Below are 17,549 nucleotides of genomic sequence, written 5' to 3' on the forward strand. Positions count from 1 at the left end.
TCAATCTGAAAGCGAAAAGCTAACAGGTTGCCAAGTAGTTTTATTGGCAAAAATAAAACGATATAAAATTTGAATGAAACGGTGCTATGTTTGGACGAGCGATAATATGATAGTAAAAAAGCAGTTGGAAGGAGATTTGATTGAGAAAAAGTGAATTTGGAGGTTTTATTCTTCGGATTGTTCTAGGAGTTATTTTCATCGTTCACGGATTAGCAAAATTGCAGGAAGGAATTACTGCAGTAGCAGACCGATTTGCCAGCTACAATTTACCGTTCCCAGAAGTTTTTGCATATGGTGTTACAGGTCTTGAAATCATTGGAGGAATTTTCATTGTCATTGGTTTTTCCATACGTCTATTTGCTTTTTTATTCATTCTTCTGATGGCAGGAGCCATTGCAACAGTGAAATTTGCTGTTGGGTTCCTCCAAGGTTATGAATTGGATTTAGCTTTGATGGCAATGGCTACTTATTTACTTTTTGCAAGCAATCGTTTTCTTGCTCTTGATAACTTCATTGTAGAAGGAAAAGAAAAAAGGAATAAAGTACGATAAAAAACAAAGGTAGAACGTTGCAGCAATTCATGCTACTAAGTTCTACCTTTTTATTGATTATTGTTTTGTAACTAATTCTAAGTCAACTGGTACGAATTCTTCTACAGATTCACCGTTTAAATATTTAATAGCTGTTTCTACAGCAATTTTACCAATTTCCTCTGGTTTTTGCGCAACAGTTGCAGCCATTACGCCTTCTTCAACTTTCTTCACAGCATCATCTGTAGCGTCAAATCCAATTACAATAATATCTTTACCAGCTGCTGAAATTGCTTCAATTGCACCTAAAGCCATTTCATCGTTTTGTGCGAATACTGCTTCAATGTCAGGATGTGCTTGAAGCATATTTTCCATTACAGATAAACCTTCACTACGGTTGAAATTAGCAGTTTGACTAGAAACAAGATCTACTTTACCTTCTACAGCTTCAAGGAAACCTGCACCACGGTCACGAGCAGCAGATGATCCTGGAACACCTTCAAGCATTGCTACTTTTGCACCTTCACCAGCAAGCTCAAGTAAATATTCTCCTGCAAGTTTACCACCAGCTACGTTATCAGAAGCGATATGTGAAATCACTTCACCGCTATCTGCAGAACGGTCAACTGTAATAACCGGGATGCCAGCAGCGTTTGCAGATTCTACTGCAGAACCTACCGCTGAAGAGTCAACAGGATTGATTAACAATAAGTCAATTCCTTGTTGAATTAAGTCTTCTACGTCAGAAGCTTGTTTAGAAGCATCATCTTGAGCATCTACAATCACAAGCTCTACACCATTTTCTTCACTAACAGCTTTTGCACCTTCGCTAAGTGTAACGAAGAATGGGTTATTTAATGTAGAAATGGAGAAACCAACTTTTACTGCTCCTTCTTTTGTTCCTTCATCTGCAGCATCATTTTGTTCCACAGATGAATTCATGGAACATGCAGATAAAACTAACATTGCAATGACAACAAAGAATAGATGTTTCATTTTTTTCATTCTTAACCACTCCTTATTCAGATTTTTTTCGATCTAGTAAAACTGCTAATAATATTACGATCCCTTTCACGACTTGTTGCCAGAAAGAGGAAACGCCAATGAGGTTCATACCGTTATTGAGTACACCAATAATAAGTGCCCCAATTAACGTACCAAAAATCCAACCTTTCCCGCCATTTAAGCTTGTACCGCCTAACACAACCGCAGCAATCGCATCTAACTCATAAGATTGCCCTGCAGTTGGTTGAGCAGAATTTAGGCGAGAAGTTAAAATTAATGCAGATAATGCAGCAAGGAAACCAGAAATCGCATAAACTGCAATTTTCACTCGGTCTGCATTTATACCTGATAATTTCGCAGCTTCTTCATTTCCACCAACCGCATAAACACGGCGGCCAAATGTTGTTTTATGCAAAATAAAATAAAGAATACCAAAAGTGATTAATGTCGTAATAACTGGAATCGGAATTCCTAAGAAATATCCTTTACCAAATAATTGGAATGAAGCATGGTCACCTAAACCTGAAATTGGCTTACCGTTTGTATAAACAAGCGTTAAACCTCGATAAACAGTCATTGTTGCTAATGTCGCAATAAATGGTGCTACTTTACCTTTTGTAATAATTACCCCATTTATTGCACCTAAGATGAGACCTAGAATTAAAGCAATTCCCATAGAAAGGATTGGGTCAAACCCACCAGCTAATAAACTTGCGGCAACAGCCCCTGTTAATGCTAGTGTTGATCCTACAGATAAATCTATACCACCTGTGAGAATAACAAAGGTCATTCCGAATGCAATAATAGCGCTGATTGATACTTGTCTTAACACGTTGAAGATATTAGAAATGGTTAAAAAACTAGGATTCAATATACTAACGACAATAATTAAAAGAATTAAACCAATTAATGGCCCTAATTTTGATATTATTTCTTTCGACGATTTAGACAACTTGTTCACCTCCAGTTGCAAAATGCATAATTCTTTCTTGCGTCATTTCTTCTTTCGAAACTTCTCCCGTTAATTTTCCTTCATGCATAACAAGAACGCGATCAGCCATTCCAATGATTTCTGGCAATTCTGATGAAATCATTAAAATCGCTACACCTGCTTGTGCTAAATCGTTAATGATTTGGTAAATTTCTTTTTTTGCACCGATATCGACACCGCGAGTCGGTTCATCTAATATTAATACTTCAGGTTCCGTACCTAGCCATTTAGCAAGAACCACTTTTTGTTGATTACCACCACTTAATGATTTGGCACTTTGTTTTGGACTAGATGTCCGAATTTTTAACTGCTCAATGTATTGGTTGACGAGGGATAATTCTTTCTCTTTCTTCACTACACCTGAAGTGGAAACTTTCTTTAAGTTCGCCAACGCTACATTTTCCTGAATGGAAAAATTCAGTACTAACCCTTTCGTTTTACGGTCTTCCGTCACGTATCCAATTTTGTGTTTCATTGCATCAATCGGTGATTTAATGGATACTTTATTACCATCAATCAAAATGTCACCACTATGTGCTTTTCGATAACCGAAAATGGTTTCAGCTACTTCCGTTCTTCCAGCTCCCATTAATCCGGCAACACCAACCACTTCACCTTTTCGTACGTTAAACGAAATATTTTCAAACAAACCTTTCACCGTTAAATTTCGGACTTCCAGTTTGATGTCTCCTATATCGCATTGTCTTTCGGGGAATCGTTCGCCCAATTCCCTTCCTACCATCATGGCAACAATTTCATCAAAATTCGTTTCAGGGATATTTCGTTCCCCCACATATTGTCCATCTCTTAAAATGGTAATGCGATCACAAATGGAGAAAATTTCCTCCATACGGTGAGAAATATATACAAACGAAATTCCTTTCGCTTTTAGTTCATTAATTGTTTCAAATAATGTTTTTATTTCCCGATCCGTTAAGGCAGCAGTTGGTTCATCCATCACGATATACTTCGCGTCACTGGCGATCGCTTTAGCTATTTCAATGATTTGCTGTTTTCCGACAGACAAATCTCCAGCACGAGTTTTCGGATTCACGTGTAAACCTAACTTAGATAATAGCTCCTCAGCTTCTCTATCCATTTCTCGGTTTTTTAAAATACCGAAAGGACCGTATGTTTTTTCTTTTCCTAAAAATAAATTTTCAGCAACAGTTAAATCAGGTAATATGTTTAATTCTTGATGTATGACAACGATTCCGTATTTTTCAGCATCTTTAGGAGATTTAAAGTTGACAGGTTGACCATCTACTTTAATTTCACCAGCATCCTTCGTATAAATGCCACTTAAAATTTTCATTAATGTCGACTTTCCAGCACCATTTTCCCCCATTAGTGCATGGATTTCACCTTCTTTAAGGTTAAACCGAACATCTTTTAACACGACATTGCCATTGAAGGCTTTCGAAATGCCTGTCATTTCAATCATGAAATCACCTACTTTTTCAAGAAATCTATTAAAAAATCACACCGCATTGCAAAATGACATTGGCATAAGGCGTCGTTTCACCAGTGCGAATAATGAACTTCGCATTTTTCGTTAATCGCTTAAATTCCTCATGTGAAACATACGAAATGTTCGGTAATGTGTTTGTTAATGTTTTCGAAAGCTCTGCGTTTTTTGTTTTAATTTCTTCTGCTAAAACGGCGCTTTCTACGACTAAATCGTCAAGTACAACTTCTAACATAGTAAGAAAACTCGGCTCTCCCAACTTATATGATAAATCTATACAAGGTACATCATCTGGAATTGGTAAACCACAGTCGGCAATAACGATTTGATCCGTATGCCCTAATTTTGCGAAACGACCAGCTAATTCTCTATTTAAAATTCCGTGTTTTTTCAAACTTCATGTCCTCCCAAGCGAGCTAATACTTCATCTATAGTTGGCATGCCGCCTTGTGCGCCAAACTTTTCAACTGAAAGGGATGCAGCGATGTTTGCAAATTCAACCGCATCATCAATTGATTTTCCACTGCAAATCGCATGAGCAAATGCGCCATTAAACGTATCCCCAGCTCCTGTTGTATCAACAGCAGTTGTTTTAAATCCAGGGATTCTTACAATTTTTGATCCATCATAGTAAGCCGCACCTTCACTACCTAAAGTAACAATGACTTTATTTGGATACTCTTTTAATACCGTTTCCCAATCAGCACCAAAGATTAATTCACATTCCGTTTCGTTTGGCGTTAAATAAGTAATTTGATTCATCCATTCTTTTTTGAAATTCGCAGCAGGTGCTGGATTTAATAAAACTGGAATAGCATGCTCTTGACAGATAGTGAATACGTACTCAATCGTTTCTGCTGGTATTTCCAACTGCATCATCACAAGTTTGCTTTCTCGAATCAGTTGGATATTGGCATCGATAATTTCTTTATTTAAATCAAAATTCGCTCCTGGAACAAAAAGAATGCGATTATCACGATTATGTAGCAAGATATTTGCTATTCCAGTGGAATTATTTGTTTTCACGATGCCTGAAACATCAATATTTTCACTCATTAATTTTTTATATAACTCTATTCCAAAGCTATCGTCTCCTACTGCACCAATCATGCGAACTTGACTTCCAAGTCGAGCCGCTGCAACAGCTTGATTTGCACCTTTTCCGCCTGGAATCGTCGTAAAAAGCTTTCCTTGAACCGTTTCTCCCTGTTTCGGGAAAGTGTCAGTTTCCACTACAAGATCCATATTTATGCTTCCAATCACCGTGATCATTGTAAGAACCCCTTTCGAGTCGTCTCTCGCACAACTAATTCCGGATTAATGACAATGTTTTTCTCAGTTATGCTTTTGCCTTCGATTTGTTGAATTAATAATTCTGCTGCAGTTTCACCTAGCTTGTATATGTTTTGGGCAACAGTTGTTAAACTAGGAGTTGTATAATTTCCTAACTGTATACCGTCAAAACCAATGATTTGAATATCATTCGGCACGCTTCTATTCAATTTTTCACAAGCTTTTAACGCTCCAATTGCCGAAACGTCGCTACTGCCAAATATTCCATCAATAGTAGAATGTTTTTGTAAAAATTGGAATGTAATATGTTCAGCAACTTTAAAATCATAGGGACTTTCAACAATGTGTACTTTTATATTTTTTCCTTCAACAGCCTTTAAGAAACCTTTCAAACGCTGTTCGGAAGAAATAAGTTGCTTAGGACCTTTTAGAAAAAGCAGCTCTTTAGCACCACACTCTAGCATGTAGCGGCCGGCCATTTCTGTTCCCAGTATATTATTTGTCGTTACAGATGGGATGTCCATAATCGGAGCCCGGTCTAAGGCAACGATTGGAATAGTTGCTTCTTGACCATTTCCTGAGTGAGTAGATGTGATAATAACACCAGCCACGTATTCTTGAGTAAGAGCTTTAAAGTAATGTTGTTCTTTTTTAGGATTCTCGTCCGAATTACATAATATAACAGTGTATCCATATTTGTAGGCGGTATCTTCTACAGCACGGGCAAGCTCTGGAAAGAATGGGTTTTTAATATCCGGAATAATGAGTCCAATCATATTGGATTGTTTAGTGGATAGCGTCCTTGCAACATTGTTTGGGACAAAGTTCAATTCTTTAATCGCGTGCTCTATTGCTTCTCTAGATTTTTTTCCCACATAACCATTCTTATTAATGTATCTAGAAACTGTGGCTGCAGATACATTTGCCCGCTTTGCTACGTCATGAATCGTTACCATACAATCACCTTTCGAATCATTGTGGTACCGGTTACACATTTTCATGAAAAAATATGTAATCGGTTACACATTTGACCTCCTAATGTGTAATCGGTTACACAATCTACCGCCCAAAAAATTTACGTGTATATATTACCTGAAATAATCTTTTATAGTATGTCATTTTTCTTTTAAATAGGCTATACCATTATCGATTGTTCACAAATTGTTCATCATTTTGTAATTATATGGAATAACCTTTTTGTTTTCAACTGATTTCTTTAGATTTCAACTTTACATTCAGCCTGTCTATATAATGATTGCCGTCCTTAAATTGTTGTTTTATAAAAAAACGCTTCGCTATCTCTAAATAGCAAAGCGTTTTCCAATTAAAACAACCCGATTGCATTCCCTTTTTCATCAACATCCATACGTAATGCGGCGGGTGCTTTGGGCAATCCTGGCATTGTCATAATATCGCCCGTTATGCAAACCAAAAATCCTGCTCCTAATTTTGGAATGATTTCTCTTACAGTAATCGTAAATCCAATTGGGCGACCTATTAATGTTGGATCGTCTGACAATGAATATTGTGTTTTTGCCATACAGATTGGTAATTGATCCCAACCATTTTCCTTAATTTGTTTCAATTGCTTTTTCGCTTGATTTGAAAATTCAACTCCAATCCCGCCATATACTTTTTGGACAATCGTCGTAATTTTCTGTTCTATGGAATCGGATAATTCGTAAAGCGGAGCAAATTGTTTCGGTTCGTCTAAAACTTCCAATACTTGTTTGGCTAGATCCATTCCACCTTTCCCGCCTTCTTCCCATACATTTGTTCTAGCGATGCGGACATTGTTTAATTTCGCCCAATTCAGAAGCGTTTGAATTTCTTGCTCCGTATCCGTTATAAATCGATTCAAAGCAACAACCGGTTCAATTCCGAAATTTCTTACTGTCTCAATATGTCGAGCTAAATTTGGGATTCCGTTGCTGAGAGCTTCAATATTTTCTTTCGCTAACTCGCTTTTTTCTGCTCCGCCATGCATTTTTAATGCGCGAATCGTTGTCACAATTACGACTGCATCCGGATGGAATTCACCTTTTCTTGCTTTAATGTTCAAAAATTTTTCAGCACCTAAATCCGCACCAAAACCAGCTTCTGTCACGACGATGTCCGCTAATTTCCGTGCGGTTTGCGTAGCAATCAAGGAATTACATCCATGAGCAATATTCGCAAAAGGTCCACCGTGAACAAGAGCAGGAGTTCCTTCAATAGACTGTACAATGTTCGGTTTGAACGCTTCTTTTAAAATTAATGTTAATGCCCCCTCAATTCCTAGGTCACGCACAAAGACTGGTTGACGATCATAAGTGTAACCAATTAACATCTTGGATAATCGTTCTTTCAAATCCTCAATACTTGTTGCTAAACAAAATACCGCCATAATTTCAGAGGCAACTGTTATATCAAATCCGTCTTCCCTTGGAACACCTTGCGTTGGACCTCCTAGTCCTACAACAACTTTTCTAAGTGCTCGGTCGTTCATGTCCAATACCCGTTTCCAAATAATTCTTCTAGGGTCGATGTTTAGTTGATTTCCTTGATGAATATGATTGTCAATTACTGCAGAAATTAAGTTATTCGCTGTTGTAATCGCGTGAAAATCTCCATTAAAATGCAAGTTAATTTCTTCCATTGGAAGCACTTGTGCATAGCCGCCACCTGTTGCTCCACCTTTGATGCCGAATACGGGACCTAACGATGGTTCGCGAAGAGCTACCATGACCTTTTGATTTAATTGTTTTAAGGCATCAGCAAGTCCAATAGTAACCGTTGATTTTCCTTCTCCGGCAGGTGTTGGATTGGTTGCTGTCACAAGTACAACTTTACCATAAGGCTCACCCGGAATTTTTTTCGGGTCGATTTTTCCTTTATAACGTCCATATTGTTCAAGTGCATCATCTGGAATGTTTACTTGTTCTGCAATTTCTGCAATAGGTTTTAATGCTGCACCATAAGCAATGTCTAAATCCGTTAATGGTTTTGTAATTGTCATACTAATTCCTCTTTCTAGTCAGATTGAGTTTACTCTTCGTTATGAACGTTATTATTTACACAAGTGTTTGTTTTATAATGTTTTTGTTTTGTCTGCTTTGTTAATTAATGACGGATTTTATTATTACTACATAAATTCACTTTTTAGAAATGGGGCTGATAATAGTCAAAGCTCGGGCAATAATAGTCATACTGGGATGAATAATAGTCAAATTTGTGAACATAATTGCCACCCCATAAAAATTTGCTTCAATTATGGAAGATATTAGTCAGTTTCAAGCATTTAATAGTCAACTGGCCAAGGATATTTGCCAAATTGATTAACATAATAGCCAACTACATATAAACGATTTCCTTGAAATAACGATAATAGCCAAAATCAAGATTATAATAGTCAATCTTTGATAAATAATAGCCACACTCGAGCAAATAATAGTCATTCATTTTTTTTCGTATCCTATCCATCATTATACAATTCTTCTAGCAAGATTCGCCCTTGAGCTTTCAAAAGAATTGTGAACTCTCATTCTAAAAATTTCACCATAAAATTGAAGAAAAGGCTGTCTAGAAAGTCGGAAACTTTCCAAACAGCCTCATTTCCTCATAATCAAGATCTTTTCTGTCCAAAATGACAGCCACTTTTATGTCATACTATTTATTCATTCATCCACATTATTTATAGGCACATACCCGACCTTTTCAATTAGTTGTTGTCCTTGAGGAGATAGTACCCAATCAATTAATTTGTTGACATTTGGATTTTCCGTACCTGCAGTAACAATATAAAATTCCCCAGTTATAGGATATTCGCCACTTCGAATCGTTTCTTTTGTCGGAGAAACTCCGTCAATGGCCAATAGTTTAATTTGATTATTGCCGACCATTTCTTGTGAATAATATCGAAACGTATAGCCAATTGCGTTTTCGAAATTTCGATATTGTGCCACTTCGCTAATGATTTCTCCCATGCCGCTCGCCACATTTTCTCTTGGTGCATCCATAATAGGCGTATCACCCATTAATGACTGCAACGACGTTTGAGAACCGCTATCTTCTGGGCGTTGATATGCCCTAATAGGTTCATTTTTACCACCAAGCTCTTTCCAGTTAGTAATTTTACCGGAATAAATATCTTTAATTTGTTGCAAAGTTAACCCATCAACTTCATTTTTTTGATTGACGAAAAATACAAACGCTTCCTTCCCAATTGGTATTAATTTTAGTTCGACTCCCTTTTCTTTTGCTCGCTGCAATTGTTTTTGAGAAGGCTCATTGACAAAAATCATATCCACTTTACCATTAATTAAATTTTCGTAGGCTTCTGGCGTTGTATTGACCATCACTTCACTATTATATGGGTCGTATTCTTTTTTCGGATATGTAGCTTGTGCAATGGCGGAATAGATCGGATACAATGCTGTTGCACCATCCATGATTGGTAATGAATCGGATAATTGAAGAGTTGCTTCTTCTTCTAAAGTTACTACTTTCGAATTTTCTTCAAAAGGCATGTATTCATAAATATTTACTTCTGCTGAAACGGTTGGAATGTTCTCCACATATTTTTGGTAAATCGGCCAAATGGAACTAGCACTAATCGCAACACAAGAAATAACGACAAACCAAATGATTCTTTTCTTTGTTTTGAAATATCGAAATAGAAATGCTAAAAAAAGCAAATACAGAAAAATTGCAAAAATAATGATGAATGGAATCCATTCGAAGTTTCCTATCAACAATGCCATAAAAACGACACCAAATGTAAAAAAACATAGAACGAAGAAAACAATGATTGACACAAAAATGTTCGTCATTACAAAAAAACCTCCTACCACCTAATTCGTCATGTAGGAGGTGTTTTCCTTTATTTTCATCGAACGAACAAATAATTCCCGTCCTCAAGCGTTACATGCTTTTCTTCTTTCGAACCGCTAATTTTCACTTCAACGATTTCATACTTTTGCTCTAAATTAAATTTGAAATGACAATTTGGCGCTTTTAATTTTATGTATGAGTCTGTACTCTCCACTATTTCATGTTCAAATAAACTTGCCCATTCTTTTGCCCACTGTAAATCTGTAACGGAGAATGAGATTTCATCAATTGTTAAATCTCCTAAAGGATGCTTTTGGATTGTTCCATTGTTTACCAAATCATTGTATCGTTCTTCGTCTGACCCTTCCCATTGAATGAGAAATGGAAATTCAAAAGGCAACTCTTTTTTGCCAAAATGCAGTAATTTCCAAGTTAATACACTTCCATCTGGGCGTATTCTTGAAAATGAATCAGGTCCAATCACTTCATAGCCTGCATCACGAAGTTTTTTTGCATCTTCTTCAATTGTCGTTGTCCGAATGGCAATTCGTGTAAAACCATTTTTCTTGTTTCGTTTTTTATAAGATTCATGTAATGTATATGGAATTTCAGCAGATTTTTCGAGCAACGTTTCATCAAATACGCCAATAAATTCAATATAAGAAAGGCCGAAATAACTGAGCGAATTATAGGTTCCCCACATTTCATGTTTTCCGCCTTCTACTGTATGAAGGCCAATTTCTTTCGTTTTTTCAACCATGGTTTTCGGCTCTTTCACAAAATGTACGATATGATCAAGTAAATACATGTTTCTCACCTACTATACTTCATTTGTTGCTGCAAATTCACTAATGTCCGTTAATGTTTCGTTCCAATCTTTTCCGACATCCACCCACTCTTTCGCATTTGAATATTCAAACAATTCATCGCAAGTTAATTCGATTGCTGAATTGATGCTGCCGCAAGCTGGAAACACTGTTGTAAAACGTTTTAACGAAACATCTAAATAAACATCTAAATCATGAGCTAATCCGAAAGGACATACTCCCCCAATGACATGCCCCGTAAAATGTTCTACTTCTTCTGCACTTAACATTTTCGCCTTAACGCCAAATGTAGATTTAAATTTTTTATTATCAATTTTTGCATCACCAGCTGCTACAACGAGAAAAGCATTTCCATCTTTATCTTTAAATGATAATGTTTTGGCGATCCGTGCAGGAATGACGTTTAAAGCGATGGCCGCTTGCTCAACTGTTGCACTGCTTTGTTCAAACTCTAAAATATCTTGGTCACGGTTAAATTTTTGTAAATGCTCTTTTACACTTTGTAAAGACATTTTCCCATCCTCCAATCCCGATAAAACAAATTTGAATTATTACCTATTATATATAAGAAAAGACTAGTGAAACTAGCCTTTCAGTTTAAATTCCATTTTATACTTTTTCGCACAGTATTTCCAATAAAGTTCTTGCCGTTTGTTCTTTGCCTTGAACTTCAATGACATCTCCAGTTTGAGAAATAATATAATGCTGAACATCGCCATACAATGATTGAGAACTATTTGCCACCATAAAGTCAGCATTCGATTCTTTCATTCGCAATTTTGCACGTTGAATTAAATAGTCTACATCTTCCGTTGCTTCAAGTTTAAACCCGACAAGAAGCGTTTTTGGATCCCAACCTTTAATTTTCCCTAAGATTTTTGGCGCTTTTTTAAAATGAATAATCGGTGGTTCATCCGAAGACATTTTTCCATTTTCCGTGATTAAATTACCGTTTTGGTCGTAAACTTTGTCTACAACCCAGTCAGAACCAGCCGCTGCCATAATCACAATATCAATGTTTTCACTTTGCAAAATATGTTTTATTTTATTTCCTAAATCTTCAATTCCTTCAAAACCTACTAATCGCATGGATTCTTTATGTTTCGGAAGCTTCGCAAAGTATCCGTGTAAATAAACTACTTCTGCCCCCATAGAAAAAGCTGTTTCAGCTAAAAAACAGCCCATCGTGCCTTTTGAAAGATTCGTATGTCCGCGAACCCGATCCCATTTTTCAAGGGTTCCTCCGCTTGTAATGAGCACTTTTTTTCCTTCTAATGTCTTCACAGCTATCACCTATCATTTTTATCTTTCGTTATAGATTAAGTTTACTGAACTTTAACTCCATTTTCATTAATAAATTCTAATTTTTAAAAACGAGCAGTTATGTAAAAAGCTTCAGTTTCGGAAAATATAAAAAAGCAGCCCCTATTAAGGGAGCTGCTCAACCTATGGTAACCAACCGTGTATATATTAATCCTCAGAAGATATATCAATTCATGTGTAAAGACATCTGATTTGATATATATATCGTGAGCATTAATATTACATTGATAATATTATCATTATTTTATCAAAAATTCAATACAAAAAGGTACTAAAGTTCTATTGCATCATTTTTCCTGCATCTTTAGCAATTCGTTACCCAAAAATTGCAATTGTTCGCCAACAGAGCACTGTTCAATGCAAAACCGGTGTGCTCCTGCTTTTCCTCTTATTTGTCTTAAATCCCTTTTGATGGGACAATCTATGCAATAAGTATCAATTAATTCATCTATATCTTTAATTACTGCACTTTTATCCACAAATCACAATCCCCCTTTATTAGTTTTTATATTTTACTATCGTCATTTTTTATTTGTCAAAGCGCATTTCTTCCAGTTGAAACAAGCTTATTATGTTGTAAAACGGTTGAGAATATGTCTATTGTGACATTTTCTGAGCTTGTCCTTTTGGAACAATAGTTGATATACCTTTTGCTCAACAATTTTTTATAATCAAGTCTTTACGATAGTCTATGATAAAGGGGATAAACACCGTTTGTGCAGTAATTCTTCAACTTTAATCGAGTAGGAGGGAGCGATTAACTCCCGTCCTCTCACACCACCGTACGTACGGTTCCGTATACGGCGGTTCAATTAAGATGATTGACGCAAGTCTTTATAACTTCCGTGAATAGCTGTTCTCTTTATGCCAGTGGTCACTCCACCCTCCAAGAGGTCTCCCACGGGATTCACCGCTTCCTTCCTCAAGTGAGGTACTACGTTTTCTGTGTTCATCATGACTCACTGAATGCCAAGGGCTATTCTCTCTTAATTGTTCGGTCCTTCTTAGTAGTTCTAAACCAACTAATACTATGACCTCTGCTGACTTCTGACGGTTCAGCTACTTATCACTAAGTAGGTTATGAAGCGTACTTCACATATCCGCCAGACCTCCCCGGGTAAGAATGTAATCTTTCCTTCCATCTATCTGCTTCATTTACTCTGTACCACCTTTGGCAGAAAGGACTTTGTTTTGTTTAGCAAACTCATCCAATGATACCTAGCCTTATATGAAGTTCGTGTTCCTCAGACCGGAAGTTTGCCGCTCGCTTCCTTCAGATTCCGCGTCACCACGGACACCCTTGCGTTAAGCTAACTGTTACTTCTGCCTTCACAGTTCGGGACTTACACCCTATAGATTACACCCATGCCAGGCGCACTAAAAAAGCAGCAGTTCGAAAGGTGAACTACTGCTTAACGAACCATTGATTTCCTCTACGTTAAATGATTCATTCAATTTTTAAATAATGGAATTCGTATTTCGTTTTTCAACGGAATGACTTCCGTTTCAGCAATGATATGGAGCGTCATTTCTTCAGGAATCTTTTCTAACTCGGAAGAAACCAATTCAAATGTTCGTTTGAATCGACCTTGCTGATCCGTTTCATCTAAAGTTGATCCTCCATGGTGAATCGTATATTTATTTCCTTTTTCATCTTCTAGTGCCCATTTTTCTATGTTAGGAGCTTTTTGCAAAGCAAATCCTGATAATTGTATTTCAACACTTTTTTGACGTTGTATTGGCATCCATGATTTCTGTAATGAATAATCTGTTTTTTCTTGCACAGAATCAATAGTTAATTCATATCCGTTATATTCAAAGGTTTTAGGTAATTCTTTTGGATTAAATGTAATTGAGAATTCACTAATTTTTGGTCGATAAATTGTATCTACAACGAAATATAATTCTTCTTCAGCATTTTTATTTGGAACGAATGAATCAATTTGTTTGTAAGGACCAAGTTCACTAGGCTCTCCATCCCATTGTCCCATGCCGCTTAACATATTTTCGGAAACAGGATGGCCCCGTTCTTTTGAGAAATAAATATTTTCATAACCTAGCACTACCCCTTTTCCGTTTTCAATTCGATAGCCAATAGAAGGGAAATATAGGAATTGGACAATTTCATTATTAAATTGTAGCTCTTTTTGTTTTAATTGCTGTTTTAATCTTTCTTTTACTTCCTCGGTATATTCTAATTGATAATAGATGTCTGTTGTAGAAGTAGCGTAATTGACTTTATCCAGATGAATTTTAACTCCTTCAACTTCGTAAGATTCATTCAACGCTACAACTTTTTGCTGTTCATAAGCGGAAGTCAAATCAATTGGTATATCGATTTGCCATTGTCCATCTTTCCCTGCAAGATGATGGATGTCCAATCGAACGGTTCCTTTTGTAAAGTTATCGATATTTACTAACGATATTTCATAAATCCCATAGTCATCATGAAGTCCCCAACTCATTGAATTAAGTTCCACTTCATTTTGATGTTCATCTAATACTTTGATTGAATATAAATCGGCATCTCCAATAAATGGATTTAATACTTTACCTTGTTGATTGGTTACCCGATAGGAAAAAGCAATTCGCGACGTATCGGCTATCAAGTCCTCAATGTGCAGCGTTATATCTGCATCTGTTGCTGAAAGATTAACAGGTGTTGCGATGTCAGTATCAATTGCCATTCGCAATCCTTCATCCACCGTTTCACTGGAGAAGATTCCACCTACAAGTTTTGCAACACTCGGACTCACCGACATGAACACTCCCCCTGCAAGAAGTGCGCTTGCTGCCGTACCCAGCACCCATTTTAACGGTCGATTTTTTTTGCGTTTATGCGGTTCCAGCTGATCGACAATCTTTTCGGCAAAATCATCTGGCAATATTGGAGATTTTAGTGTTTGTTCTAATAGTTCATTTTCTTTTAATAGCAGTTCTAATTGCTGCTCACAATAAGGGCAAGACTGTATATGACGTTCCATAAGATCTTTTTCATTGTCTTCTAAAATGCCTTCAATATAATCGAATAACTTATCATCTTTCGGACACACCATATAAATACCCACCTTCTTTTGCATTTTTTCGTAATTTTTTCTTAGCTCGGTACAATTTATTGCGTACCTCTATTATCGAAACCCCTAATGTTTCACTAATTTCTGCGTAACTCAATTCGTTGGCATAACGTAAAAGTAAAATGTTTCGTTCATCTTCCGGCAATAATGAAACCATTTTCTCCAGTTCTCTACTCTCTTCATTTTGTAATAAGACTACTTCTGGTGTATCGTTGCTTCGTATAATCGTATTTTCAATTTGTTCCGTTTGAATTCTTTTTTTCCGAAGCTGATCGATACAGTAATTAATGGCAATGCGATAGAGCCAACTTTTAAATGGACCTTTCGGATTGTATTTTGGTAATTGTTCATACACTTTAAAAAATACTTCTTGGAGCAAATCTTCTGCCGTTTGAGGATTTTTTGTCATCCGTAAAATCGTTGCATACAAAGGATTTTTATAACGATTAATAATGTGTATGTAAGCTCTTTTATCTCCTGCTAAAATTTGTCGAACGTATCGGATTTCCTCATCCATGTTATTCCTCCTTTCTTTCTTCACTTAGTAAAACGAGATTCATCATGAAAAAATCTCACTTTATTTAAAAAATTTTTATTTTCGTGGCCACCTAGATTCATTACTGAAAACCATTAACAGATTAGAATGTTTTTACACGCTTTTGATATATTGCGGTATAATATAGTAAAAAAAGTTCTTGGGGGCAATATGTTAGAAGTTTATATTGATGGTGCTAGTAGCGGAAATCCCGGTCCAAGCGGAATCGGTTTATTTATAAAGGGAGAAGGACATTCCATACAAATTGGAGAATTTATAGGCGAATCAAACAATCATGTTGCGGAATTTATCGCTTTAATTCGAGGTCTAGAAGAAGCAAAAAAATTAGGAACGTCATTCGTATCCGTTCGTTCCGATTCGAAAATTGTCGTGAGTTCAATGGAAAAGAAATATGTAAAAAACGAACAATTTAAACCCTATTTAGAAGAAGCTTTAAAACTTGCTGATGAGTTTGATTTGTTTTTTATAAAATGGATTCCAGAACAACAAAATAAAGCAGCTGATCTGTTAGCGCGACAAGCTATTCGTAAAGGGATGTAATTTTCGTCATAATTAAAAAAGTGTGATGCCTGAAAAGTCACTTTTCTGTTTTACACCTTTGCGTCTCGCTAACGCTTTCGTCGGAGATAAATGTGACGAGACGGGGCATTTATTGTGACCACTACAGGAGTAAAGAAAAAACAATCATTATGTATTTGAGCCTGACCAAAAGTTTTACATTTTTTGGTCAGGCTCTTTTTTATAATTGTGCAATATTTCTTTGTTCTACTTTATTTAAAAGAGCACCTATCGCTCCTGAAAATCCACAATCTTTTAAAAAGATTGGCTTGTGTTTTTTCAAAATCGTATAATTTGCAATAACTTCTTTCAAATGATCATTATTCGTCAATGTCGATCCAATATATATAATCGTTTCAGAATTTTTTGTATCTGCATATTGGATGCTTAAAGTTGTAATGACTTCACCAACTAGCGCTTGAATGGTTGCTAATAGATCAGGAACAGGATAATCGTTATGATTTAATATGTTGACTTTTCCAAAATTACTCGCCGTCAAATGGCCTTCTATCGGAGGATTCATCCCTTCAAAAATATCTTTTACAAATAAATCAATGAATTCCCTTTTACCTTGCTTTGCAATTTTCGTGATTTCATTAAAATCCGAAAGCCCAGTAATAATCGTTGATAACCCTGTTAAAGTACCTCCGCCAATTCCAGTTCCACCAACACGCACATGTTTGTCATTTTCCATATAATGTATACTTGTGCCTGTTCCAACATTCGTTATGATACTTTTTTGAATTTCATGGCCTTCTTTTTTTAATAAGTATTTTACCCCTTTGATTGTTGCATCAAATTCTACAACATAATCGATTGATTTTTTTGTTTTTAATTTTGCCAATAGCTGTTCTGTTCGACCACCTGTAATTCCAATTTCTTCAATGTTTGGATTTGCTTCAATCCATTCCTTCACTAGTGTTAAATCTTTGGAAGGAAAGACCTTAAATTGGAATTCATTTTCATCATCCAAGTAAGCAACTTTTGTTAAAGTGCCTCCTGCATCGATTCCTATTGTATTGCGCATAAGCTTTCTCCTTTATAGATTCCCTCTATACACTTTAACTGTATAAGCATATGATTGCAATTTTTTCTAATTTTAACACTATTCA

The 17,549-nt window shown here is 36.2% G+C and carries 18 protein-coding genes; 2 read left to right on the forward strand and 16 right to left on the reverse strand.

The window, feature by feature from the left end:
• Positions 1-140: 140 nt before the first annotated feature.
• Positions 141-551 carry a DoxX family protein gene (locus NST00_RS11845; protein WP_168412505.1) on the forward strand — a complete coding sequence of 137 codons (411 nt, stop codon included), beginning with the start codon at positions 141-143 and terminating at the stop codon, positions 549-551.
• Positions 552-608: 57 nt separating this feature from the next.
• Here the strand turns inward: NST00_RS11845 and rbsB are convergent, their stop codons facing one another.
• The 15 genes from rbsB to NST00_RS11920 all read right to left on the reverse strand — a co-directional run bounded on the left by rbsB (position 609) and on the right by NST00_RS11920 (position 15,840).
• Complete coding sequence (gene rbsB, locus NST00_RS11850) at positions 609-1,535, reverse strand: ribose ABC transporter substrate-binding protein RbsB (RefSeq protein ID WP_096550864.1); 927 nt, start codon at positions 1,533-1,535, stop codon at positions 609-611.
• A 13-nt stretch (positions 1,536-1,548) separates the two neighbouring features.
• Positions 1,549-2,487, reverse strand: a complete 939-nt coding sequence (rbsC, locus tag NST00_RS11855) for a ribose ABC transporter permease (RefSeq protein ID WP_016839425.1) — start codon at positions 2,485-2,487, stop codon at positions 1,549-1,551.
• Positions 2,480-3,970 carry a sugar ABC transporter ATP-binding protein gene (locus NST00_RS11860; RefSeq protein ID WP_168412506.1) on the reverse strand — a complete coding sequence of 497 codons (1,491 nt, stop codon included), beginning with the start codon at positions 3,968-3,970 and terminating at the stop codon, positions 2,480-2,482. The genes rbsC and NST00_RS11860 overlap by 8 nt, the downstream gene beginning before the upstream one ends.
• A 28-nt stretch (positions 3,971-3,998) precedes the next feature.
• Positions 3,999-4,388, reverse strand: coding sequence for a D-ribose pyranase (gene rbsD / locus NST00_RS11865; protein ID WP_016839423.1), 390 nt, complete (start codon positions 4,386-4,388; stop codon positions 3,999-4,001).
• A complete protein-coding gene (rbsK, locus tag NST00_RS11870; RefSeq protein ID WP_016839422.1) occupies positions 4,385-5,266 on the reverse strand; it encodes a ribokinase in 882 nt (293 codons plus the stop codon). The genes rbsD and rbsK overlap by 4 nt, the downstream gene beginning before the upstream one ends.
• A complete protein-coding gene (locus NST00_RS11875) occupies positions 5,263-6,243 on the reverse strand; it encodes a LacI family DNA-binding transcriptional regulator (RefSeq protein ID WP_026019150.1) in 981 nt (326 codons plus the stop codon). The genes rbsK and NST00_RS11875 overlap by 4 nt, the downstream gene beginning before the upstream one ends.
• A 368-nt stretch (positions 6,244-6,611) precedes the next feature.
• On the reverse strand, positions 6,612-8,285 hold the full coding sequence (locus tag NST00_RS11880) for a formate--tetrahydrofolate ligase (protein WP_168412508.1): 1,674 nt from the start codon (positions 8,283-8,285) through the stop codon (positions 6,612-6,614).
• Positions 8,286-8,943: 658 nt separating this feature from the next.
• Positions 8,944-10,098 carry a PstS family phosphate ABC transporter substrate-binding protein gene (locus NST00_RS11885; protein WP_340710012.1) on the reverse strand — a complete coding sequence of 385 codons (1,155 nt, stop codon included), beginning with the start codon at positions 10,096-10,098 and terminating at the stop codon, positions 8,944-8,946.
• Between the two features lie 56 nt (positions 10,099-10,154).
• Positions 10,155-10,907: a VOC family protein gene (locus NST00_RS11890; RefSeq protein ID WP_168412510.1), complete on the reverse strand. Its 753-nt coding sequence runs from the start codon at positions 10,905-10,907 to the stop codon at positions 10,155-10,157.
• A gap of 12 nt (positions 10,908-10,919) precedes the next feature.
• Entirely contained in the window at positions 10,920-11,438 is a 519-nt protein-coding gene (locus NST00_RS11895) for a YbaK/EbsC family protein (protein ID WP_016837025.1), read from the reverse strand.
• A gap of 97 nt (positions 11,439-11,535) precedes the next feature.
• Positions 11,536-12,210: a phosphopantothenoylcysteine decarboxylase domain-containing protein gene (locus NST00_RS11900; RefSeq protein ID WP_016837024.1), complete on the reverse strand. Its 675-nt coding sequence runs from the start codon at positions 12,208-12,210 to the stop codon at positions 11,536-11,538.
• Positions 12,211-12,536: 326 nt separating this feature from the next.
• Positions 12,537-12,728, reverse strand: coding sequence for a zinc-finger domain-containing protein (locus NST00_RS11905; protein ID WP_016837023.1), 192 nt, complete (start codon positions 12,726-12,728; stop codon positions 12,537-12,539).
• A gap of 333 nt (positions 12,729-13,061) precedes the next feature.
• The gene (locus tag NST00_RS11910) at positions 13,062-13,205 is read right to left on the reverse strand and encodes a hypothetical protein (protein WP_172597779.1); all 144 of its coding nucleotides are present in this window, start codon (positions 13,203-13,205) and stop codon (positions 13,062-13,064) included.
• A 495-nt stretch (positions 13,206-13,700) separates the two neighbouring features.
• The gene (locus NST00_RS11915; protein WP_016837022.1) at positions 13,701-15,305 is read right to left on the reverse strand and encodes a DUF4179 domain-containing protein; all 1,605 of its coding nucleotides are present in this window, start codon (positions 15,303-15,305) and stop codon (positions 13,701-13,703) included.
• Positions 15,286-15,840: an RNA polymerase sigma factor gene (locus NST00_RS11920; RefSeq protein ID WP_096550856.1), complete on the reverse strand. Its 555-nt coding sequence runs from the start codon at positions 15,838-15,840 to the stop codon at positions 15,286-15,288. The genes NST00_RS11915 and NST00_RS11920 overlap by 20 nt, the downstream gene beginning before the upstream one ends.
• Before the next feature lie 189 nt (positions 15,841-16,029).
• Here NST00_RS11920 and NST00_RS11925 point away from each other — a divergent pair, with 189 nt between their 5' ends.
• Positions 16,030-16,419 carry a ribonuclease HI family protein gene (locus NST00_RS11925; RefSeq protein ID WP_016837020.1) on the forward strand — a complete coding sequence of 130 codons (390 nt, stop codon included), beginning with the start codon at positions 16,030-16,032 and terminating at the stop codon, positions 16,417-16,419.
• Positions 16,420-16,618: 199 nt separating this feature from the next.
• On the opposite strand, the gene coaW is transcribed toward NST00_RS11925, so the two are convergent.
• Positions 16,619-17,464: a type II pantothenate kinase gene (gene coaW / locus NST00_RS11930; protein WP_016837019.1), complete on the reverse strand. Its 846-nt coding sequence runs from the start codon at positions 17,462-17,464 to the stop codon at positions 16,619-16,621.
• Positions 17,465-17,549 lie beyond the last annotated feature (85 nt).

The sequence above is a fragment of the Ureibacillus sp. FSL K6-0165 genome, from assembly GCF_038004285.1.
GTDB lineage: Bacteria > Bacillota > Bacilli > Bacillales_A > Planococcaceae > Ureibacillus > Ureibacillus thermosphaericus.

What these genes read in the sequence shown, in the direction of transcription:
- NST00_RS11860 (WP_168412506.1), bottom strand. Translation starts at nt 3,970, where the DNA reads ATGATTGAAATGACAGGCATTTCGAAAGCCTTCAATGGCAATGTCGTG.
- coaW (WP_016837019.1), bottom strand. Translation starts at nt 17,464, where the DNA reads ATGCGCAATACAATAGGAATCGATGCAGGAGGCACTTTAACAAAAGTT.
- NST00_RS11890 (WP_168412510.1), bottom strand. Translation starts at nt 10,907, where the DNA reads ATGTATTTACTTGATCATATCGTACATTTTGTGAAAGAGCCGAAAACC.
- NST00_RS11875 (WP_026019150.1), bottom strand. Translation starts at nt 6,243, where the DNA reads ATGGTAACGATTCATGACGTAGCAAAGCGGGCAAATGTATCTGCAGCC.
- rbsB (WP_096550864.1), bottom strand. Translation starts at nt 1,535, where the DNA reads ATGAAAAAAATGAAACATCTATTCTTTGTTGTCATTGCAATGTTAGTT.
- rbsK (WP_016839422.1), bottom strand. Translation starts at nt 5,266, where the DNA reads ATGATCACGGTGATTGGAAGCATAAATATGGATCTTGTAGTGGAAACT.
- NST00_RS11895 (WP_016837025.1), bottom strand. Translation starts at nt 11,438, where the DNA reads ATGTCTTTACAAAGTGTAAAAGAGCATTTACAAAAATTTAACCGTGAC.
- NST00_RS11925 (WP_016837020.1), top strand. Translation starts at nt 16,030, where the DNA reads ATGTTAGAAGTTTATATTGATGGTGCTAGTAGCGGAAATCCCGGTCCA.
- NST00_RS11880 (WP_168412508.1), bottom strand. Translation starts at nt 8,285, where the DNA reads ATGACAATTACAAAACCATTAACGGATTTAGACATTGCTTATGGTGCA.
- NST00_RS11885 (WP_340710012.1), bottom strand. Translation starts at nt 10,098, where the DNA reads ATGACGAACATTTTTGTGTCAATCATTGTTTTCTTCGTTCTATGTTTT.
- NST00_RS11915 (WP_016837022.1), bottom strand. Translation starts at nt 15,305, where the DNA reads ATGGTGTGTCCGAAAGATGATAAGTTATTCGATTATATTGAAGGCATT.
- NST00_RS11910 (WP_172597779.1), bottom strand. Translation starts at nt 13,205, where the DNA reads ATGATGAACACAGAAAACGTAGTACCTCACTTGAGGAAGGAAGCGGTG.
- NST00_RS11920 (WP_096550856.1), bottom strand. Translation starts at nt 15,840, where the DNA reads ATGGATGAGGAAATCCGATACGTTCGACAAATTTTAGCAGGAGATAAA.